General features: G+C 72.7%; 18 protein-coding genes and 1 pseudogene. 15 read left to right on the forward strand and 4 right to left on the reverse strand.

The genetic code is table 11. From position 1 onward, the window contains the following. Window positions 1-39: 39 nt before the first annotated feature. A complete protein-coding gene (locus A6Q81_RS00430) occupies window positions 40-534 on the forward strand; it encodes an NUDIX hydrolase (protein ID WP_067854777.1) in 495 nt (164 codons plus the stop codon). A 40-nt stretch (window positions 535-574) separates the two neighbouring features. Here the strand turns inward: A6Q81_RS00430 and A6Q81_RS00435 are convergent, their stop codons facing one another. Further along, on the reverse strand, window positions 575-1,696 hold the full coding sequence (locus A6Q81_RS00435; protein ID WP_067854780.1) for a hypothetical protein: 1,122 nt from the start codon (window positions 1,694-1,696) through the stop codon (window positions 575-577). A gap of 164 nt (window positions 1,697-1,860) precedes the next feature. Here A6Q81_RS00435 and A6Q81_RS00440 point away from each other — a divergent pair, with 164 nt between their 5' ends. From A6Q81_RS00440 to A6Q81_RS00455, 4 genes are all read left to right on the forward strand, one after another. Then, complete coding sequence (locus tag A6Q81_RS00440) at window positions 1,861-2,598, forward strand: GntR family transcriptional regulator (RefSeq protein ID WP_286689136.1); 738 nt, start codon at window positions 1,861-1,863, stop codon at window positions 2,596-2,598. 10 nt (window positions 2,599-2,608) lie between these two features. Further along, entirely contained in the window at window positions 2,609-3,916 is a 1,308-nt protein-coding gene (locus tag A6Q81_RS00445) for a hydroxyacid-oxoacid transhydrogenase (protein WP_286689137.1), read from the forward strand. After that, window positions 3,913-6,819, forward strand: coding sequence for an FAD-binding and (Fe-S)-binding domain-containing protein (locus A6Q81_RS00450; RefSeq protein ID WP_286689138.1), 2,907 nt, complete (start codon window positions 3,913-3,915; stop codon window positions 6,817-6,819). The genes A6Q81_RS00445 and A6Q81_RS00450 overlap by 4 nt, the downstream gene beginning before the upstream one ends. Window positions 6,820-7,529: 710 nt before the next feature. Continuing rightward, window positions 7,530-7,931: a DUF3151 domain-containing protein gene (locus A6Q81_RS00455; protein ID WP_067854790.1), complete on the forward strand. Its 402-nt coding sequence runs from the start codon at window positions 7,530-7,532 to the stop codon at window positions 7,929-7,931. A gap of 43 nt (window positions 7,932-7,974) precedes the next feature. Here the strand turns inward: A6Q81_RS00455 and A6Q81_RS00460 are convergent, their stop codons facing one another. Continuing rightward, window positions 7,975-8,889 (reverse strand): diacylglycerol/lipid kinase family protein, encoded by a 915-nt coding sequence (locus A6Q81_RS00460; RefSeq protein WP_067854793.1) that lies wholly within the window; start codon window positions 8,887-8,889, stop codon window positions 7,975-7,977. A gap of 211 nt (window positions 8,890-9,100) precedes the next feature. Here A6Q81_RS00460 and A6Q81_RS00465 point away from each other — a divergent pair, with 211 nt between their 5' ends. The 6 genes and pseudogenes from A6Q81_RS00465 (at window position 9,101) to A6Q81_RS00490 (ending at window position 17,070) form a co-directional block, all read left to right on the forward strand. Beyond that, complete coding sequence (locus A6Q81_RS00465) at window positions 9,101-10,399, forward strand: adenylosuccinate synthase (protein ID WP_067854796.1); 1,299 nt, start codon at window positions 9,101-9,103, stop codon at window positions 10,397-10,399. Window positions 10,400-10,452: 53 nt separating this feature from the next. Then, on the forward strand, window positions 10,453-11,724 hold the full coding sequence (gene purD / locus A6Q81_RS00470) for a phosphoribosylamine--glycine ligase (RefSeq protein ID WP_067861304.1): 1,272 nt from the start codon (window positions 10,453-10,455) through the stop codon (window positions 11,722-11,724). Then, window positions 11,724-12,479, forward strand: a complete 756-nt coding sequence (locus A6Q81_RS00475; protein WP_067854798.1) for a DUF6891 domain-containing protein — start codon at window positions 11,724-11,726, stop codon at window positions 12,477-12,479. The genes purD and A6Q81_RS00475 overlap by 1 nt, the downstream gene beginning before the upstream one ends. A 39-nt stretch (window positions 12,480-12,518) precedes the next feature. After that, window positions 12,519-13,985, forward strand: a complete 1,467-nt coding sequence (gene purB, locus A6Q81_RS00480; protein ID WP_067861305.1) for an adenylosuccinate lyase — start codon at window positions 12,519-12,521, stop codon at window positions 13,983-13,985. A gap of 566 nt (window positions 13,986-14,551) precedes the next feature. Beyond that, window positions 14,552-15,403: pseudogene (locus A6Q81_RS00485) on the forward strand (phosphoribosylaminoimidazolesuccinocarboxamide synthase); the annotation flags it as partial. Between the two features lie 98 nt (window positions 15,404-15,501). Continuing rightward, entirely contained in the window at window positions 15,502-17,070 is a 1,569-nt protein-coding gene (locus A6Q81_RS00490; RefSeq protein WP_067854803.1) for a long-chain-fatty-acid--CoA ligase, read from the forward strand. A 78-nt stretch (window positions 17,071-17,148) separates the two neighbouring features. Here the strand turns inward: A6Q81_RS00490 and A6Q81_RS00495 are convergent, their stop codons facing one another. Continuing rightward, window positions 17,149-17,874: a CPBP family intramembrane glutamic endopeptidase gene (locus A6Q81_RS00495; protein ID WP_067854805.1), complete on the reverse strand. Its 726-nt coding sequence runs from the start codon at window positions 17,872-17,874 to the stop codon at window positions 17,149-17,151. Window positions 17,875-17,881: 7 nt separating this feature from the next. Continuing rightward, on the reverse strand, window positions 17,882-18,739 hold the full coding sequence (locus A6Q81_RS00500; RefSeq protein WP_286689139.1) for an NAD(P)-dependent oxidoreductase: 858 nt from the start codon (window positions 18,737-18,739) through the stop codon (window positions 17,882-17,884). Window positions 18,740-18,828: 89 nt separating this feature from the next. Here A6Q81_RS00500 and purS point away from each other — a divergent pair, with 89 nt between their 5' ends. Genes purS through A6Q81_RS00520 form a run of 4 tightly spaced genes read left to right on the forward strand, consistent with a single transcriptional unit; the run spans window position 18,829 to window position 20,570 of the window. Continuing rightward, the gene (gene purS, locus A6Q81_RS00505; RefSeq protein WP_067854807.1) at window positions 18,829-19,071 is read left to right on the forward strand and encodes a phosphoribosylformylglycinamidine synthase subunit PurS; all 243 of its coding nucleotides are present in this window, start codon (window positions 18,829-18,831) and stop codon (window positions 19,069-19,071) included. A 10-nt stretch (window positions 19,072-19,081) separates the two neighbouring features. Next, complete coding sequence (gene purQ, locus A6Q81_RS00510; protein ID WP_067854809.1) at window positions 19,082-19,753, forward strand: phosphoribosylformylglycinamidine synthase subunit PurQ; 672 nt, start codon at window positions 19,082-19,084, stop codon at window positions 19,751-19,753. Between the two features lies 1 nt (window position 19,754). Continuing rightward, window positions 19,755-19,973, forward strand: a complete 219-nt coding sequence (locus A6Q81_RS00515; RefSeq protein WP_286689140.1) for an SCO4848 family membrane protein — start codon at window positions 19,755-19,757, stop codon at window positions 19,971-19,973. A gap of 45 nt (window positions 19,974-20,018) precedes the next feature. Further along, window positions 20,019-20,570 carry an NYN domain-containing protein gene (locus tag A6Q81_RS00520; RefSeq protein WP_067854813.1) on the forward strand — a complete coding sequence of 184 codons (552 nt, stop codon included), beginning with the start codon at window positions 20,019-20,021 and terminating at the stop codon, window positions 20,568-20,570. The last annotated feature ends 42 nt before the right edge of the window (window positions 20,571-20,612 follow it).

The raw sequence follows: 20,612 nt of genomic DNA on the forward strand, positions 1-20,612 counted from the left end.
CGTCCACCGACTCTAGTGGAGCGCACCGAAGGGAGCCCGATGAACGAGCACCGCGAGACGCGCCGCACGCAGCGGCTCGGCGCGTACGGCGTCGTCGTCGCCGACGACGAGACCGGCACGCCCCGGCTGCTGCTCACCCGCATCTCCCCGACCGGCTACCCGGCGGGCTGGTGGGCGTTGCCGGGCGGCGGTGTCGACCACGGCGAGTCCCCGCACGACGCCGTCGTCCGCGAGGTGTACGAGGAGACCGGGCTGACGGTGCTGGAGAAGCGCCTCGTCGACGTCCACCACGTGCACACCGTGGCGCCGGGCCGCGACGACCGCTTCGAGGACTACCACGGCGTCCACCTGCTCTACGCCGTCCGCGTCGCGGGCGTGGAGCCCGGAGCGCCGCTGCCCACCCCGCACGTCGTCGAGGTCGACGGCACCACCGACGTGGCCACCTGGCTGCCGCTCGACCAGGTCGACGACGGCGTCCGGCAGCTCCTGCCGGCCGCGCAGCACGCGCTCGCGCACCTCACCGACTACCGCTGAGCCCGTCCTGCGGGAGAGCCGCCCGGTGCGACGCGCAGGGTCAGGAGCGTGGTGGCGTGTAGAACAGCATCGCGTAGCTGCCCCGCGCCGAGAGCACGAAGGTCGCGCGGGCCACGCCGCCGTCCTTGCCGCGGGCGGTGTAGGTCGTGCTGATCTCGTTGAGGTCCTCGACGACGTCCTTCGTCGGCGTGCCGATGCTCGAGGCGAAGTCCTCCGCGATCGCGTCGGCCTCGCGGACGCGGTCGGCGACGACCGCCGCGAACCGGGGCCGCTCACCACTGAGCAGCAGGGTGCCGGTGGCCGGCACGCGCCACTTCCCGTCGAGCAGGGGCGAGTCGCGCGGCGCGGACACGTCCATGCTCGGCCAGATCAGCCCCGACGTGTCCTTGCCCTCGACGTCGCGCGGCACCTGCGCCGTCGACGCCCGCGGCTCGAGCTGGCCGCTGCGCGGGTCGCCCACGTACTGCGCCCGCACCGTCATGACCGGCCGCTTCTGCGCCGCCGGGTAGCCCGTGCGGGTCGTGACGTCGCCGGGGTCGGCGGTGATCGTGATGCGGATGTCGCGCTGGTCGGCGGTCTTGCCCTCGGCGTCGACGGTGCAGCCCGTGATCCGACGGTCCTGCGACTGGCAGTACGTCGAGAGGTCGTCCTCGTCGAGCTTGGCGTCGGGGATGACGGCATTCACCTGGGCGATCAGACGGCGCAGCACCTGCGTGGGTGAGCCGTCGACGCGCAGCAGCGAGATCGTGACGTCGGGGCGAGGGGCGTCGTCGATGAGCGAGAAGGTGTCGTCGCTGGGGCGGGTGGCGGGCGTGGTGGTCTCGGTCGGGGTCGGCTCGACGCCCTCGGGCAGCTCGCCGTCCTCCTCCCCCGACTGCTGCGCCGCCTTCGCAGCGTCGAGCTCGGGCTGGAAGGCCTCGATCAGCGCAGCGCTGCGGTAGCGCACCAGCGGCCCCAGCTGCGTGGCGCCCGACGGGACCTCGAGCCCGTAGATGATGGGGCTCTGCGGCCCCGACTCGTGCTCGGTCACGTCGGCGTCCGACGCCCCCGCCGCCGAGGAGGAGGCGCCGGCGCTGGGCCGCGGATCGGCCTGGGTGCGCGTCTCGCAGGCACCCAGCGCGAGCACGCCGACGAGCAGGAGCGGGGTCGCGATCCGTCTCATGGGTCTCCTCGGGGAGGTCGTGCGGTCCCCGGGCCGGGGTGGTCGGTCGACCGGGCCGAGCGGACCGATCGGCCCCATCCTGCCGCAGCCGGACAAGGTCGTGCGGCACCGGGCGCGGTAGGTTGCGAGCACCGGACGGTCCGACGGGGCGAGGAGGCGCGGCGATGGCAGGACGGACGACGGCTGCCGAGCGCGTCTTCGCCCGACTGCGCGAGGACATCCTCACCGGTCGTCTCGAACCGGGTTCCCAGCACTCGATCTACCGGCTGGCCGAGGAGCTCGGCACGTCGCGCACGCCCGTCCGCGAGGCGGTGCTGCGCCTCGCCGACGCCGGTCTGGTGGCCGTCGAGCGCAACCGCGGGGTGCGCGTCCGGGGCGTGACCGTGCAGGACGTGCTCGAGGTCTTCGAGCTGCGCCTGCTGCTCGAGGTGCCCGCCGCCGCGTACGCCGCGCTGCACGCCGACGCAGCACAGCGCGACGAGCTGCGCGCCCTGCTGCGGGCCATGGCGGCCGACGCGGCCGCCGACGACGAGCGAGCCTTCGAGGAGCACGACCGGGCGCTCCACGCGGTGCTGCACGCGGCGAGCGGCAACGGTCGGCTGGGCGAGGAGGTGCTCGCACTGCGCGCGTCGATCCAGGCGCGTGGCGCGGTGACCCTGCACCGCTCCCGCGGGGCCCACGAGATCCTCGAGGAGCACGAGCCGATCGTGCAGGCCGTCCTCGACCAGGACGCCGGCCGGGCCGCTGCGCTCATGCGCGAGCACCTCCAGCACACCGCGGAGCTGCTGGCGCGCCAGCTCGACCCCGCCGTCGACGTCGACGTCTGGCGCTCCCGAGCGCAGGCGCTCACTGCCAGTAGCATGCTACTGTCGTCGTCCTCGACACGTCTGGAACCGAGCTGACAGGAGCGGCATGTCCGGCTTCGCCCCCCACCACCCCGAGACCGTCTTCACCTACGGCGCCCCGCGCCTGAAGCTCGGCGTCGGCGCCCGGCACGAGCTCGGGCACGACCTCGCCGAGCTCGGCGCCCGCCGCGTCCTGCTCGTCACCGACGCCGGCGTCGCCGCGACCGGTCGACCGGCCGAGATCGCCGACCGCCTGGCCGCCGACGGCCTCGACGTCGTCGTCTTCGACGGCGCCCGGGTCGAGCCGACCGACGGCAGTCTCGAGGACGCGGTCGCCTTCGCCCGCGACGCCAGCCCCGTCGACGCCGTCCTGGCGGTCGGCGGCGGCAGCAGCATCGACACCGCCAAGGCCGTCGCGCTCCTGCTCACGAACGACGGCGAGCTGATGGACTACGTCAACGCGCCGGTCGGGAAGGGCCGTGCCCCGAGCCAGCCGCTCCTGCCACTCGTGGCCGTGCCCACGACCACGGGGACCGGCAGCGAGAGCACCACCATCTGCGTGCTCGACGTCGTCGACCAGCACGTGAAGACCGGCATCTCGCACCCGCGGCTGCGCCCGGTCCTGGCTGTCGTCGACCCCGAGCTGACGCTCACCCAGCCTGCGTCGGTGACGGCCGCGTCGGGCTTGGACATCCTGTGCCACGCGCTCGAGAGCTACACGGCACGCCCCTACACGTCGTACGAGGCGAAGCAGGCCGGTGAGCGCGTGCCCTACTGCGGGTCGAACCCGATCTCCGACGTCTGGTCCGAGCGCGCGCTGGCGCTCATGGCAGGGTCCTTCCGCCGCGCGGTCAGCCACGGCGACGACCTCGACGCGCGCACCGAGGTGGCCACGGCCGCCACCTTCGCCGGACTGGGCTTCGGCAACGCGGGCGTGCACATCCCGCACGCCAACGCCTATCCGATCGCCGGCCAGGTGCGGGAGTTCCGGCCCGAGGGGTACCCGGGCGACGACGGCGCCTCCGGGCACGCGGGGCTCGTGCCGCACGGCATGGCCGTCTCGCTCACCGCGCCCGCCGCCTTCCGGTTCACCTTCGAGGCCGCGCCCGAGCGTCACGTGCGCGCCGCGCGTCTGCTCGACCCCGACGCGAGCATGCCCGCGGACCCCGCCGACCTGCTCCCGCAGGTGCTCACCGCGATCATGCGCGACGTCGGCATCCCCGCCGGGCTCTCCGCCGTCGGCTTCGACAGCAACGACCTCGACCCGCTCGTCGACGGAGCCATGAAGCAGCAGCGACTCCTGGCCACCGCCCCCCGCGACGTCACCGAGGACGACGTCGCCGGCATCCTCGACGCCTCGCTCGAGCTCTGGTGAGCGTCGACACCGTCGGCCCCGACGTGGCCGCATCCCCGGCCGACGTCGTCGCCGAGCTCCGCCGCCGCGAGGTCGTCGACGTCGACGACTCCAGCACCACCCGCGCGCTCTACAGCACCGACGCGTCGCTGTACCGCGTCGTGCCGCAGGTCGTGGTCCGGCCACGGTCTGTCGAGGAGGTGCTCGCCGTCCTCGACGCGTCGCGCGCCACCGGGGTGCCCGTCACCTCACGCGGCGCAGGTACCTCCATCGCCGGCAACGCGGTCGGCACCGGGATCGTCGTCGACTTCGCGAAGCACCTGAACCGGGTCCACGAGGTCGACGTCGAGCGGCGGGTGGCGCGGGTCGACCCGGGCATCGTGCACGCCGCGCTGCAGAAGGTCGCCGCGCCGCAGGGACTGCGCTTCGGCCCCGACCCGTCGACGCACACGCGCTGCACGGTCGGCGGCATGATCGGCAACAACGCCTGCGGGAACCGCGCCCTCGGGTACGGCCGCAGCTCCGACAACGTCGCGGCCCTCGACGTCGTCACCGGCACGGGCGAGCGGCTGACGATCGGACGCGACGTCGCCACGACGTCGCCGACGCTCGACCGGCTGCGCGACGTCGTCGCGGCCGACCTGGCGACCGTCCGCACCGAGCTCGGCCGCTTCGGCCGCCAGGTGTCGGGCTACAGCCTCGAGCACCTGCTCCCCGAGCGCGGCTTCGACGTCGCGTCGTTCATGGCCGGCACCGAGGGGACGCTGGGCGTCCTGCTCGGCGCCACCGTCGACCTCGTGCAGACCCCGCGGCACGTGCACCTCGTGGTCCTCGGCTACGGCTCGATGGCCGAGGCCGGCGACGACGTGCCCACGATGCTCCCGCACGGCCCGATCGCCTGCGAGGGCCTCGGCGAGCGGATCATCGAGGTGTACCGCGCCGCCAAGGGTGCTGCCGGCGTGCCCGACTACCCGCGCGGCGGCGGCTACCTCTACGTCGAGCTCGCAGGCGACGACCCCGCCGAGCTCGCCGCCCAGGCCGAGCGCGTCGTCGCGGACTCCGCCTCGCTGTCGCACCGGCACGTGACGTCGGTGGCCGAGCAGGCCGCGTTCTGGCGGATCCGCGAGGAGGGTGCGGGCCTGGCGTCGCGCATCTGGGACCGACCGGCCCTGTCGGGCTGGGAGGACGCGGCCGTGCCGCCCGAGCGGGTCGGGCAGTACCTGCGCGACTTCGACGCGCTCCTGCAGCAGCACGGCCTGAACGGCGAGCCGTACGGCCACCTCGGCGACGGCTGCGTGCACGTGCGCATCGACTTCCCGCTGTCCGAGCCCGGGGGACACGCCGGCTACCGCGCGTTCATCGAGGACGCCGCCCGGCTCACCGCCACCCACGGCGGCTCGTTCTCGGGCGAGCACGGCGACGGTCGCGCCCGGTCGGAGCTGCTGCCGCTCATGTACTCCGAGCAGGCCATCGCGCTGTTCCGGGGCGTCAAGCACGTCCTCGACCCCGACGACCTGCTCAACCCCGGCGTGCTCGTCGCCCCCGCTGCTCTGCCGTCCGCCGCGCAGGGGCGGGCACCCGTGCCGGGTGTCCGTGCGCTGGACGCCGATCTGCGGACGCAGGGTCGAGGGTGGGCGCCCGGCCTGCAGGGATCGCGCCGCGGCCTGCGGCTGCTGCACGACGACGGCGACCTCGGCGCGGCCGTGCACCGGTGCACGGGCGTCGGCAAGTGCCTCGCCGACAACAAGGCGTCGCACGGCGTCATGTGTCCCTCCTTCCAGGCCACCCGCGACGAGAAGGACTCCACCCGCGGACGCGCGCGCGTGCTGCAGGAGATGGTCGACGGGCGGCTGGTGACCGGCGGCTACCGCGCGCCGGAGGTGCACGAGGCGCTCGACCTCTGCCTGTCGTGCAAGGGCTGCCTCAACGACTGCCCGACGGGCATCGACATGGCGACCTACAAGTCCGAGGTGCTGCACCAGACCTACAAGGGTCGGATGCGGCCGCGCAGCCACTACGTCCTCGGGAAGCTGCCGTTCTGGGCACGGCTGACGTCGCCCGTCGCGGCCCTTGCGAACCTGGCCCTGCGGGTGCCGGGGCTTGCCCACGTCGCACGCTGGGTGGCTGGCGTCGACCAGCGTCGCAGCCTGCCGTCGTTCGCGACGCGTCGGTTCAGCCGGGCCGCTCGGCCGGCCCTCGAGGCGTCCGCGACGCGCACCGACCGGCCCCGGGTCGCGATCTGGGCGGACTCGTTCACGGAGTACTTCTCGACGTCGGGCGGTCACGCCGCGGTGCGGCTGCTCGAGTCGGCCGGCTACCGGGTCGAGGTCGTCCAGAAGCAGGCATGCTGCGGACTCACGTGGATCACGACCGGCCAGCTCGACACCGCCCGCTCGCTCGTCGAGCGCACGGTCGGGGTGCTGCACGAGTACGTCGCGGACGGGGTGCCGGTCGTGGGCCTCGAGCCGTCGTGCCTCGCGGTGCTGCGCTCCGACGCCGTGGAGCTCACCGACGATCCGCGTGCAGCCGAGGTCGCGCAGGGGGTCTTCACGCTCGCGGAGCTGCTCGCCCGTACCGAGGGCTGGCAGGCCCCCGACCTCAGCGGCACCGAGGTGGTCGTGCAGCCGCACTGCCACCAGTCGTCGGTGCTCGGCTTCGCCGCCGACCTCGACGTCCTCGGCCGCACCGGCGCGACCGTCACCCGACTCTCCGGCTGCTGCGGACTCGCCGGCAACTTCGGCGTCGAGCGCGGCCACTACGAAGTGTCCGTCGCCGTCGCCGAGCAGCAGCTCATGCCAGCCGTCCGCGCCATGGGCGAGGGTGCCGTCGTCCTCGCCGACGGCTTCTCCTGCCGCACCCAGCTCGACGACCTCGCCGACGTCCCGGCCCTTCACCTCGCGGAGCTGCTCGCGCCGGGGGAGTAGGGGTACTGGCTCGTCGTGCGGTTGCGGTCTTGACGACTTGCCGGTGCGCTGTCGCAGGGGTCTCGTCGTGCTGCTGCGCTGCCGCGGGGAGTCTCGTCGTGCTGCTGCGCCGCCTCGACTCGCGCTCGGTCTGGTCTCCGAAAAGGCCTCGACCGGGCGGCTGGCGTCAGCGGTGGGTCGAGCACTCGGGCTGTGGCTTCGGCACGGGTGAACACAAGAATCTGCGTTCGGGTGCGGGAGTGCCAAGGCTTCTGCGTTTGCTACGGGATCCCCTCGCGAACGCAGAAGCCCTGCCAGGCCTGACCACGTCGGCGGTGGATTCTCCACCTGTACAGCGCTGAGAAGGTGACAGATCCACCGCCGAGGGCGATGCGGTGGCAAATCCACCGCTCAGGACGCGCCAACGCAAACTCCTGCGTCCCAAGCAGGCCACAGCCCGAGAACCCGAGCCGCCGCCGCTGCCAGCCGCCCGGTCGAGGCCCTTTCGGAGCGCAGGACGAGTCGAAACCGCGCCGACGCAGCCCCACCCGAGGACGAAGCCGCGCCGACGCACCCCCACCCGAGCACGAAACCGCGCGGACGCAGCCCCACCCGAGCGCGAAGCCGCGCCGGCGCAGCCCCACCCCAACACGAGCCACACCGGCGCAGCCGCAGGTCGAGGGAGAAGCCGCATCGACGCACCCGCTGGCGCGGTGCGTAGGGTTCACGGCATGACGAACTTGCTGGGTGAGCCGCCGGAGACGTTCCTTCCCGAGGACCCGGGCGCGCAGGAGCTGGCGTCGGGCACGTCGGCGCGGACCGTGGCCTCGGAGCACCCCGACTCGGTGCTGGCGTGGGCGCTGCTGGCGCAGGAGGCTCTGGACGCCGGTGACGACCTGGAGGGCTATGCGTTCGCGCGCACGGCCTACCACCGCTCGCTCGACGCGCTGCGTCGCAACGGCTGGAAGGGCTTCGGGCCCGTGCCGTGGTCGCACGCGCCGAACCAGGGCTTCCTGCGCTCCCTCGCGGCGCTCGCCACCGGATCCGAGCGGCTCGGCGACGACGCCGAGGCGCACCGCTGCCGCGAGTTCCTGCACGAGTCGAGCCCCGAGGCGTACGCGCAGCTCGTCTGAGCCGCTCCGCCCAGATCGTCGGCCCCTTCGTTCGTCGACGCTGTCAGTCCTCCAGCGGCGGGGGCGCGTCGGCGGGGGCGCGCAGCCTCAGCCGACCCGGCTCGACCACCCAGTGGTGCCGGGGGCTCGCGTCGCAGATCTCGCCGTCGAGGTTGGCCTGCAGTGCCTCGCCCTGCACCACGACCTCGCGACCCTTGAGGTAGACGACGTCGTCGCGCATCGGGTGGCGGCCGCGACGCAGGCGGTACGCGTACCCGAGCCGCTTCCACCGGGCGTGCGCCCACACGACCGCGACGTCGAGGCTCCCGTCGAACGGGTCCGCGGCGGGGAGCAGCGGCGCGCCGCCCCCGACGTAGCGTCCGTTGCCGACGGCCACCTGGATGAGTCGGCGGGGCGAGTCGATGCGCTGGCCGTCGACGTGCACCGTCGCGCGGAAGCCCTTGCCCACCACGCCCGTGATCGCCGCGCCGATGGCGTACCCGACGGGGCCGAACGCCTTCTTCCACGGGGTCGCCTTCACGTTCGCCTCGGCGCCCAGACCCACGTGCGCGGCGTTGACCACGAGCCGGTCCTGGCCGTCGCGGATCACGTCGGCAGGGCGGGCCACGCAGTCGACGGCCTGACGGGCCGCCTCGACCGGGTCGTCGCTCAGGCCGAGCGTGCGCACGAAGTCGTTGCCGGTGCCGAGCGGCACGATCGCCACCTCGACGTCGTCGAAGAGGTCGAGGTCGTCGACCGCCGTGACGACGGCGTGGATGCTGCCGTCGCCACCGACCGCCACCACGACGCCACCGCGCGCTGCGGCCACCGCGTCCTGCAGGTCGTCGCGGTCCTCGGTGCGCCGCACCTCCAGCGGGGCGTGCGCGCGCAGCACGTCGAGCGCCTCCTCGAGGCGCGGGTCGTCGCTGCTGCCCGCCTGGGCGTTCACCACCGCCACCCACGGCCTGCTGTCGGTCATGGCGCTCCCTCTGCGTGCGGCCCCGAGAGCACCGTCGACGACGGCGCCCCTGCGAGCCTAGGGCCCGGACGCACCGGACGCACCGTCGTGGCCGTCGTGCATTGGCCCGAGGGGCGTCCGGCCCGATACGATGCGGCTGTCAGGCCCCGGACGCCCGGGGCTTGTCGCCTGTTCACCGCACAGCACGAACCAACCTCGAGGGGTGCATCGCATGCCCGCAGTCGTCATCGTCGGAGCCCAGTGGGGAGACGAGGGCAAGGGCAAGGCCACCGACCTGCTCGGCAGCCGCGTCGACTACGTCGTCAAGTTCAACGGCGGCAACAACGCCGGCCACACCGTCGTCATCGGAGACGAGAAGTACGCCCTGCACCTGCTGCCCAGCGGCATCCTCAGCCCCGGCTGCACGCCGATCATCGGCAACGGTGTCGTCATCGACCTCGACGTCCTGTTCGAGGAGATCGACGCGCTCGAGGCGCGCGGCATCGACACCAGCAAGCTGCGCGTGAGCGCCAACGCCCACCTCATCGCCGACTACAACCGCACCCTCGACAAGGTGACCGAGCGGTTCCTCGGCAGCCGCAAGATCGGCACCACCGGCCGAGGCATCGGGCCGACGTACGCCGACAAGATGAACCGCCTCGGCGTGCGCGTGCAGGACCTCTTCGACGAGAAGATCCTGCGCGCCAAGGTCGAGGGCGCGCTCGAGCTGAAGAACCAGATGCTCACCAAGGTCTACAACCGCCGTGCGGTCAGCGTCGACGAGATCGTCGACCAGCTGCTCGTGCACGCCGAGCGGCTGCGCCCGATGGTCGCCGACACCGCCCTCGTGCTGCACGAGGCCCTCGACCGCGACGAGACGGTGCTGCTCGAGGCAGGCCAGGCCACGCTGCTCGACGTCGACCACGGCACCTACCCGTTCGTGACGTCGTCGTCGGCCACGACCGGTGGCGCCTGCACCGGGTCGGGCATCCCGCCGACGCGCATCACCCGCGTCATCGGCATCGTCAAGGCCTATGCCACGCGCGTCGGCGAGGGACCGTTCCCGACCGAGCTCTTCGGCAGCAACGATCCTGAGGGGGACGGCGAGCGTCTGCGCACCAACGGCGGCGAGTTCGGCACCACGACCGGTCGCCCGCGCCGCTGCGGCTGGTACGACGCGCCCGTCGCGCGCTACGCGGCCCGCATCAACGGCGTCACCGACTTCGTGCTCACCAAGCTCGACGTGCTCACCGGCTGGGACCGCATCCCGGTCTGCGTGGCGTACGACGTCGACGGCGAGCGGGTCGACGAGATGCCGACGACGCAGACCGGCTTCCACCACGCGAAGCCGATCTACGAGTTCTTCGACGGCTGGAGCGAGGACATCTCCGGCGCCCGCACCATGGACGACCTGCCGGCTGCGGCCCAGGCGTACGTCCGGGCCATCGAGAAGATGTCCGGCGCCCGCATCTCCGCGGTCGGCGTGGGCCCGGACCGCGAGGAGACCGTGGTCCTGCACGACCTGCTCTGAGCGGGGCGGTCGTCGGTCCGGGCGTGGTCGTCGGGGCGATAGGGTCGGGCAGCGTGAAGACTCTGGTGATCGGTACCGGCGGACGCGAGCACGCCCTGGCCCTGGCCCTGTCCCGCGACCCGCAGGTCACCGAGGTGCACGCGGCACCCGGCAACCCTGGCATCGCCGACGTCGCGACGCTGCACGAGGTCGACCCGCTCGACGGTGCCGCCGTCGCCGCGCTCGCCACGTCGATTGGTGCCGACCTCGTCGTCGTCGGCCCGGAGGCGCCGCTCGTCGCCGGGGTCGCCGACGCCGTGCGCGACGCCGGGATCGCCTGCTTCGGGCCGAGTCGGGCCGCCGCGCAGCTTGAGGGCTCGAAGGCCTTCGCGAAGCAGGTGATGGCCGCCGCCGAGGTGCCCACCGCGATGGCGCACGTGTGCGAGACCGCCGAGGAGGTGGCCGCCGCGCTCGACGCCTTCGGTCCGCCCTACGTCGTCAAGGACGACGCGCTCGCCGCCGGGAAGGGCGTCGTCGTCACCGAGGACCGCCAGGAGGCCGTGGACCACGCGGCCGGCTGCGACCGGGTGGTCATCGAGGAGTTTCTCGACGGCCCGGAGGTGTCGCTGTTCGCCATCACCGACGGCGAGACCGTCCTCCCGCTCCAGCCGGCGCAGGACTTCAAGCGAGCCCTCGACGGCGACGCCGGCCCCAACACCGGCGGCATGGGCGCGTACACGCCCCTCACGTGGGCGCCCGACGACCTGGTGGCCGAGGTGACCCGCCGCGTGCTCGTGCCCACCGTGCAGGAGATGGCCCGCCGGGGCTCCCCGTTCCAGGGCCTCCTCTACGCAGGCCTCGCCCTGACGTCGAGGGGCGTGCGCGTCGTCGAGTTCAACGCCCGCTTCGGCGACCCCGAGACGCAGGCGATCCTGGCCCTGCTGCGCACCCCGCTCGCCTCGCTGCTGCACGGCGCCGCCACCGGCACCCTCGACGCCGTCGGGCTGCCCGCGTGGCACGACGGCACGGCCGTCACGGTGGTCATGTCGTCGGCCGGCTACCCGGCGTCGTCGCGGTCGGGCGACGTGATCCTCGGCGTCGGTGCCGCGAACGCCATCGAGGGGGTCGACGTCATCCACGCCGGCACCGCCCTCGACGACAGCGTCGAGGGTGGGGGCCGGCTCGTGACGAGCGGCGGACGCGTCCTGGCGGTCACCGCCGTCGGCGAGGACCTCGAGCACGCCCGCGACCGGGCCTACGCCGGGGTCGACGCGATCTCCTTCGACGGAGCCCAGTTCCGCAGCGACATCGCGCTGGCGGCGCAGCGCGGGGAGATCGAGGTCTGATGTCCGGGTCGGGGCAGCGTCGAGGGTTCTGGTCGCGGTTGCGTGGCCGCAGCCCGCAGCAGGCCACCTCGACCGCGCCGGCGCCGGCGGGAGGGCTCAACGACCAGCCGCCCGGGCTGGTCCTGCCGTCGTCGCTGCGCCTGCCCGCCGACGTCGAGGAGGCGCTGCGCGAGCTGCTGTGGCAGGACGTGGTCCTGGGGCGGACCGAGGTCGAGGACCTGCTCGAGGTGCGCGAGGACGAGCTCGACGAGCTCGACGTCACTCCCGAGCAGACCACCGAGGCCTTCCGGCACCTGGTGCGGGCCCGGCGCGAGCAGCAGGCGGCGTGGACCGACGACGTCACCCGCACGCCCCTGCGGGCCGCGTTCGACGACCTCGAGACCGCCGGCGTGCTGGCCCGACCCGACTTCACGTGCTGCGCCAGCTGCGCGTCCGACGAGATCGGCGCCGAGCGGGACGACTCCCGACGCTGGCGCGGCTACGTCTACTTCCACCAGCAGGACACCGAGACGCTGCTGGAGACCCGGCAGACCTACGTCGGCTACGGCGTCTTCCTCAGCGCGCACCTGCCGCGCGACGCGTGGGAGGCGCTCGACTCCGCGCAGCAGGACGCCACCTACGCCGAGCTCGTCACCACCCTCGTGCGCGACGACGTGCTGCCGGTGCTCGAGCGACACGGCATCCGCGCGTCGTGGGACGGCGACACCGGCACGCGGATCCTCCTCGAGGACGTCGACCACTACGTCGCCGTCTGACCCGGACGGCCGTCCGCCTGCCGTGGCACGAGTGGGATGATGTGCGGCGTGACGACGCCCAACGTTCTGGCCCACCGCTACGCCTCGCCCGAGATCGCGCGCATCTGGTCGCCCGAGCACAAGATCGTGCTCGAGCGGCAGCTGTGGATCGCCGTGCTGAAGGCCCAGCGTGACCTCGGGGTCGAGACGCCCGACGGCGTGATCGAGGCGTACGAGGCCGTCGTGGACCAGGTGGACCTCGCGTCGATCGCCGAGCGCGAGCGCGTGACCCGGCACGACGTGAAGGCACGGATCGAGGAGTTCGCCGCGCTCGCGGGCAGCGAGCACATCCACAAGGGCATGACGTCGCGCGACCTCACGGAGAACGTCGAGCAGCTGCAGGTGCGGGCTTCGCTGCAGGTGCTGCGCTCGCGGGCCGTCGCGGCGCTCGCGCGGCTCGGACGCCTCGCCGCCGAGCACGCCGAGCTCGTCATGGCGGGCCGCAGCCACAACGTCGCGGCGCAGGCGACCACGCTCGGCAAGCGGTTCGCGACCGTCGCCGACGAGCTGCTGACCGGCGTCGGCCGGCTCGACGACCTCCTCGCCCGGTACCCGCTGCGCGGCATCAAGGGCCCCGTCGGCACCGCGCAGGACCAGCTGGACCTCCTGGGTGGTGCACCCGGCGGGGGTGCCGGGCCGGGGGCGGCAGACGGCTTCGCCAAGCTGGCCGAGCTGGAGCAACGCGTGGCCGAGCACCTCGGGTTCGAGCGGGTGCTCACCAGCGTCGGCCAGGTGTACCCCCGCTCCCTCGACTACGACGTCGTCACGTCGCTCGCGCAGCTGGTGGCGGCGCCGTCGAACCTGGCGACCACCATCCGGCTGATGGCCGGCAACGAGCTGGTGACCGAGGGGTTCAAGCCCGGCCAGGTCGGCTCGAGCGCCATGCCGCACAAGATGAACACGCGCTCGTGCGAGCGGGTCAACGGGCTCGCCGTCATCGTCCGCGGCTACGTGTCGATGGTGGGCGAGCTGGCCGGCGACCAGTGGAACGAGGGCGACGTGTCGTGCTCCGTCGTGCGCCGCGTGGCCCTGCCCGACGCGTTCTACGCCGCGGACGGCCTGTTCGAGACGTTCCTGACCGTCCTCGACGAGTTCGGGGTGTTCCCGGCCGTCGTGCAGCGTGAGCTCGACCGGTACCTGCCGTTCCTGGCGACGACGAAGGTGCTGATGTCCGCCGTCCGCGCGGGAGTGGGTCGCGAGGCCGCCCACGAGGCGATCAAGGAGCACGCGGTCGCCGTCGCGCTGGAGATGCGCGAGCAGGGCTCGGCCGGCAACGACCTCTTCGCGCGCCTCGCGGCCGACGAGCGACTCGCCCTCACCGAGGCCGACCTCGCCTCCCTCGTCGCCGCCCCCCTCGAGTTCACCGGCGCCGCCACCGCCCAGGTCGCCGCCGTCGTCGCCCAGGTCGACGAGATCGTCACCGCCGACCCGGCCGCCGCCGCGTACACGCCGGGCGCGATCCTCTGACGTCCTGACCTCGCTGGTGCGCTGCCGTAGGGGCTCTGTGCCTGCTCGTTGACTGCCGCGGGGCGTCTGGGCTTGGTGATGCGCTGCCTGCGGGGGTCTCGCCCTGCTGGTGCGCTGCCTCGGCTGGCGCTGGGGATGGGCTCCGAAAGGGCCTCGACCGGCAGCGGGCCTGGGGGCGGCTCGGGGTCTCGGGGTCTGGTCTGGGCTCGTGGGTGACGTAGGAATCTTCGTTTCTGCGTTCTGGGGCCACGGAGGGCTGAGCGGCGGAAGGTTTCTGCGTTGGCGACGGGATCCCGTCGCAAACGCAGAAGCTTTGGCCGTCAGTGCACCAACGCACAGTCTTGCGTCCACCCCGAGCGCAACCCGCAGCCCGAGACCCCAGACCAGCGCGGGTGCCAGCCGCCCGGTCGAGGCTTCTTTCGGAGCGCAGGACGAGACGAAGCCACGCCGACGCAGCCGCAGCACGAGACGAACCTGACCGACGCACAGGACCCACCCACCCGAGGAGCGAGACGTTCGGACGCCGGTGGGCGGGGGAGGGGGGCGGACCTCCTAGGCTGTCGGTCGTGCCTCTTGACGTCCCCGGTGCCGTGCACCTGCACTCCGGCAAGGTCCGTGACCTCTACGAGCTCGAGTCGGGCCGGCTGCTGATGGTGGCGTCGGACCGGATCTCGGCGTACGACTTCGTGCTCAGCCCCGGCATCCCCGACAAGGGGGAGCTGCTGACGCGGATGTCGCTGTGGTGGTTCGACCAGCTGACCGACGTCGTGTCCCACCACGTCGTGTCGACCCAGGTGCCCGAGCGGGTGCGGGGGCGTGCGCTCGTCGTCGAGAAGCTCGACATGTACCCCGTCGAGTGCGTCGTGCGCGGCTACCTGACCGGGTCGGGGCTCGCCGACTACCAGGCGACCGGCGAGGTGTGCGGCGTGCCGCTGCCCGACGGGCTCGTCGACGGGTCGCGGCTGCCGGAGCCGATCTTCACGCCCGCCACCAAGGCGGCCGTGGGCGACCACGACGAGAACATCGACTTCGACGCCGTCGTCGAGCTGGTCGGCTCCGAGGTGGCGGAGCGTCTGCGGTCGCTGACCCTCGAGGTGTACGCCCGCGCCGAGCGGATCGCCCGCACGCGCGGCATCATCCTGGCCGACACGAAGCTGGAGTTCGGTGCCCGTCCGGACGGCACGATCGTGCTGGCCGACGAGGTGCTCACTCCCGACTCGTCCCGCTTCTGGCCGGCCGAGACGTACCAGCCCGGACGGCCGCAGCCGTCGTTCGACAAGCAGCCGGTGCGCGACTGGCTCACCTCGTCCGCGTCCGGGTGGGACAAGGCCTCCGACACGCCCCCGCCGAGCCTACCCGCGGACGTCGTCGAGGCCACGCGCGAGCGCTACGTGCGCGCCTACGAGCAGCTCACCGGCTCCACCTTCTGAGACTGCCCGGGACTCGCGTACCGACGGTATCCGAGACGTGGGTAGGGTGGTGACGCCGCCCACACCCTCGTCTGAAGGAGCCCGCGATGGCCAACCTCGCCGCCCTGCTGGAGAAGTCCGCCTCGACGTACGCCGACCGCACCGCCATCGTCTTCGGTGACACCCGACTCTCGTACGCGCAGGTCGACGGCGCCGCGAACCAGGTGGCCAACCTGCTCGTCTCGCGCGGGGTCCAGCCCGGCGACAAGGTCGCGCTGTCGTGCCCGAACCTGCCGTACTTCACGATCGTCTACTACGGCATCCTCAAGGCCGGCGCGACGGTCGTCCCGCTCAACGTCCTGCTGAAGGGCCGCGAGGTCGCCTACCACCTCGACGACTCCGACGCGGTCGCCTACTTCGCGTTCGAGGGCACCCCCGACCTGCCCATCGGCGAGGCCGCGTGGGAGGGCTTCCAGGCCGTCGACGGCTGCAAGGACTTCTTCCTCATCAAGCTCGACTCCGCCGCGCCGGAGCCGCTGGAGCCGCCGGAGTACTACGCGCCGCTCGTCGCCCAGCAGCCGCCCACGTTCGAGACGGTCGAGACCGACGACGACGACACCGCCGTCATCCTCTACACCTCGGGCACGACGGGTCAGCCGAAGGGCGCGGAGCTGCGCCACCGCAACATGCGCGACAACGCGCTCGCCGGGGCCGACCTGTTCGGCGCCGATGCCGACCGCCCCGACACCTACCTGTGCGTGCTGCCGCTGTTCCACTCCTTCGGCCAGACCTGCATCCAGAACGGCTCGATGGCCTTCGGCGGCACCGTGGTCATGCTGCCGCGCTTCGAGGCGCAGGCCGCCCTCGGCCTCATGCTGAAGGAGAAGGTCACCTACTTCGCGGGCGTGCCCACCATGTACTGGGGCCTGCTCGGCGCGCTGGACGACAGCGTCGACGTCGAGGCGATCGCGGCCAGCCTGCGCGTCGCCGCGGCCGGCGGCTCCGCCCTCCCGGTCGACATCCACCGCCAGTTCAAGGACCGCTTCGGCGTCACCATCCTCGAGGGCTACGGCCTGTCGGAGACCTCCCCGGTGGCCTCGTTCTCCGTGTACGGGCAGGAGCCGAAGGTCGGCTCGATCGGCGTGCCGATCCCTGGCGTCGAGATGAAGCTCATCGATGCGGAGTGGAACGACGTGCCCGACGACCTCGAGGAGGACGGCAAGACCGCCGTCGGCGAGATCGCGATCAAGGGCCACAACGTCATGAAGGGCTACTACGACCGTCCCGAGGCGACGGCGGAGGCCATCCGCGACGGCTGGTTCCGCTCCGGCGACCTCGGCCGCAAGGACGCCGACGGCTTCTACTACATCGTCGACCGCAGCAAGGACATGATCATCCGCGGCGGCTACAACGTGTACCCGCGCGAGCTCGAGGAGGTGCTGATCACGCACCCGGCCGTCTCGCTGGTCGCCGTCATCGGCGTGCCGCACGAGAGCCACGGCGAGGAGATCAAGGCCGTCGTCGTGAAGAACAAGGACCACGACGACGTGTCCGAGGCCGACCTGGTGGCCTGGGGCAAGGAGCAGTTCGCGGCGTACAAGTACCCGCGCATCGTGGAGTTCCGCGACGAGCTGCCCATGACGGCCACCGGCAAGATCCTCAAGCGCGAGATCTGAGCGCCAGCCCGACGTCCGACGGCCGGGTCCAGGAGCTCCTGGGCCCGGCCTCGTCGTGTCTGCGCCAGCCGGGAGTGGCTAGCGCAGCCCGAAGATCGGGGGCAGGGCGAGCAGCATCGTCAGCGACCACGTGCAGTGAGTGAGGACGGGCGCGAGGATGCCGCCCGACGCGCGACGCTGCAGCCCCACGACGACGCCGAGCAGGACCGCGGCGAACGCGAGCATGACGTTGCCCGTGGCAAGCGTGGCGGCGGTGTAGGCCACCGTCGTCCAGACGACCGGGTGCCGGGGGATCGCGGCGTACGCGGCGCCGCGGAAGAACAGCTCCTCGGCCACGCCGTTGACCGCGGTGATGACGACCAGCAGGGGCAGCGTCCCCTCCGTCGCGAACCCCAGGACCTTCTCGACCTGGTCGGACAGCACGGGGATCTCGCGCACGACGAGCGCCCCGACGACGAACAGGCCCGCGAGCGCCAGCCCGATGGCGATGGGCTGCACGACGGGGCGCACGAGGCCGTCCTCGTCGTCGGGGTCGTCGGTGGCGATGTGTCCGAGATAGAGCCGACCGGACGCGAAGGCGCCGACCGTCCAGACCGCCGCGAGCCCGAACGTGAGCGGGTAGAACCACGGGCTGCCGGGCTCCACGCGCAGCGAGACGCCGAGCACGACGGCACCCAGCACGACGAAGCCGGCGGTCACCCACTGGCGACGTCGGAACGCCGCAGGTGACATGCGGTGGTCGCGGGACACGACGTCCCGCAGCGAGCGGTCGAGCCAACGGCGGCCCGGGTAGCGGCGCGTCATGCCAGGCTCAGTCGCGAGGCTCGAAGCCCACGACGACGGCGGCCATGTCGTCGGCGCCGTGCCCGGCTGCAGAGGCCGCCGCGAACCGGTCGCGCACCGACTGCAGCAGCGAGGTGTCCATGACGTCGGCGCCGGCGTCGAGCATCAGCGAGAGGTCCTTCAGGACGCCGTCGACGCCGAACGACGGCGTGAGGTCGTCGTCGAGGATCGCGCGACCCTTGAGGTGGGCGTAGGGGGTGTCGACGGCCGAGCCCTCGATCGCCTCCAGGAAGAGGCCGGGGTCGACGCCCTGGACCCGCGCCAGGGTCAGCGCCTGCGCCGCCGCGGCGGTGACCGACGCCACCCAGGAGTTGCAGGCCAGCTTGAGGGCACTGGCGGGCCCGGCGGAGTCACCGACGACGAGGGTGCGCGCGCCGATCGCCTCGAGCACGGGTCGCGCGGTCGCGAGCGCATCGTCGGGGCCGGAGGCGAGCACGGTCAGCGCTCCGTCGGCGGCTGGCTTCTTCGTGCCGAGGACGGGGGAGTCGACGAGCACCCGGTCGTGCCGCTCGGCGAGGTCGTGCAGCCGGCGTGCGGCCTCGGGGCCGACGGTCGCGGTCTGCAGCCACACCGCGGACGGCGGTGACGCCGCCAGCGCCTGCTCCAGCACCTCCTGCACCGACGCCTCGTCGAACAGCGAGACGACGACCACGTCGGCGTCGGCGACCGCCTCGGCAGCGGTCGCGCCCACCTCGGCCCCGGCGTCACGCAGCGGCTCGGACTTCTCCGGGCTGCGGTTCCAGACGGTGGTCGCGAGGCCGGCTCGCAGGGTCGACGTGGCCATCCCGGCGCCCATGGCGCCCAGCCCGATCACACTCACGCGCATGCTCCGACCGTACGTCGACCGACGCGGACGCGCCGGGTGAAGGGGGCCGGAGTGCAGAGGTCGGCCCGGCACGCCGATAGGATGCGGCCATGGCCCGCATCATCGTCGACGTCATGCCCAAGCCCGAGATCCTCGACCCGCAGGGCAAGGCCGTCCATGGCGCCCTCCCGCGACTCGGGTTCGAGAGCGTCTCCGACGTGCGTCAGGGCAAGCGGTTCGAGCTGCAGGTGGCGCTGGCCGACGAGTCGACGCTCGCCGAGGTGCACCAGATCGCCGAGACGCTGCTGTCGAACCCGGTCATCGAGGACTTCACCGTCCGCGTCGAGGCGTGAGGACACGGCCATGAAGATCGGCATCGTGACCTTCCCCGGCTCGCTCGACGACGTCGACGCGCAGCGCGCGGTGCGACTCGCCGGCGGCGAGCCGGTCGCGCTGTGGCACGGCGACCACGACCTCAAGGGCGTCGACGCGGTCATCCTGCCCGGCGGCTTCTCCTACGGCGACTACCTGCGCTGCGGTGCGATCGCCCGCTTCGCGCCGGTCATGACCGAGGTCGTCACGGCCGCGCAGGGGGGCATGCCCGTGCTGGGCATCTGCAACGGCTTCCAGATCCTCTGCGAGTCGCACCTGCTGCCCGGTGCACTCATCCGCAACGACCACCGCACGTTCGTGTGCCGCGACCAGGTGCTCGTCGTCGAGAACCCCGACACCGCCTGGACGAGCGACTACGCGGAGGGCCAGCGGATCACCATCCCGCTGAAGAACGGCGAGGGCGGCTTCATCGCCGACGAGCCCACGCTCGACCGGCTCGAGGGCGAGGGACAGGTCGTCTTCCGCTACGTCGGCTCCAACCCGAACGGGTCGCTGCGCGACATCGCCGGCATCACGAACGAGCGCGGCAACGTCGTCGGGCTCATGCCGCACCCCGAGCACGCCGTCGAGGACCTCTGCGGACCCGGCACCGACGGGCTCGCGTTCTTCACCTCCGCCGTCCGCCAGCTCACCTCGGTCTGACGTGACGCTGGCCCTCGGCTGGTCGGTCCTGCTGCTCGTGACCGCCGCCTGGAACCTGCTCATCTGGCCGCGCTTCTGGCAGCGGATCGCCAACGACGACCGGTCCCGCGACGCCGACGGACGCACCACCACGTTCTACCGCGTGCACGCCGTGCTGATCGGCGTCTCGCTGGCGCTCGGTCTCGCGGTCGGCGCGCTGGGCCTGCTCACCCTGCTCTGAGGCGCGTCCGCCCGAGCGAGGGCGGGATCGCACTAGGGTGGGCGCATGGAACGCCGCACCTACGTGCTCGTCGACGGCGAGAACATCGACGCGACCCTCGGCCAGTCGATCCTCGGTCGTCGCCCGCACCCGCACGAGCGACCGCGCTGGGACCGCGTGCTGTCCTTCGTCGCGTCGGAGTGGGACCAGCCGACGCAGGGCCTGTTCTTCATCGCCGCCAACGGCGAGGTGCCGATGTCGTTCGTGCAGGCGCTGACCGCCATGGACTTCCGTCCCGTGCTGCTCTCCGGCACGCCGGACCAGAAGGTCGTCGACATCGCCATCCAGCGCACGCTGGAGGCGCTCGCCGAGCGCGAGGACGACGTGGTCCTCGCCAGCAACGACGGCGACTTCGTGCCCCAGCTGGGCGCCCTCGTCGGTACCCGACGCACCGCGCTCCTGGCGTTCCGCGAGATGCGCAGCAGCGCCTTCGTGCCCCTCGTGGAGCGAGGCCTGGAGTTCTACGACCTGGAGTACGACGTGCGGGCCTTCAACGAGGAGCTGCCTCGCATCCGCGTCGTGCCGATCGAGGAGTTCGACCCGCTGCAGTTCCTGTAGCTGGCGGCCCGCGTGGGGTCGTGACGGGACGCACGCGGCGAC

Source organism: Aeromicrobium sp. REDSEA-S38_B2 (assembly GCF_001628525.1).
Lineage (GTDB): Bacteria > Actinomycetota > Actinomycetes > Propionibacteriales > Nocardioidaceae > Aeromicrobium > Aeromicrobium erythreum.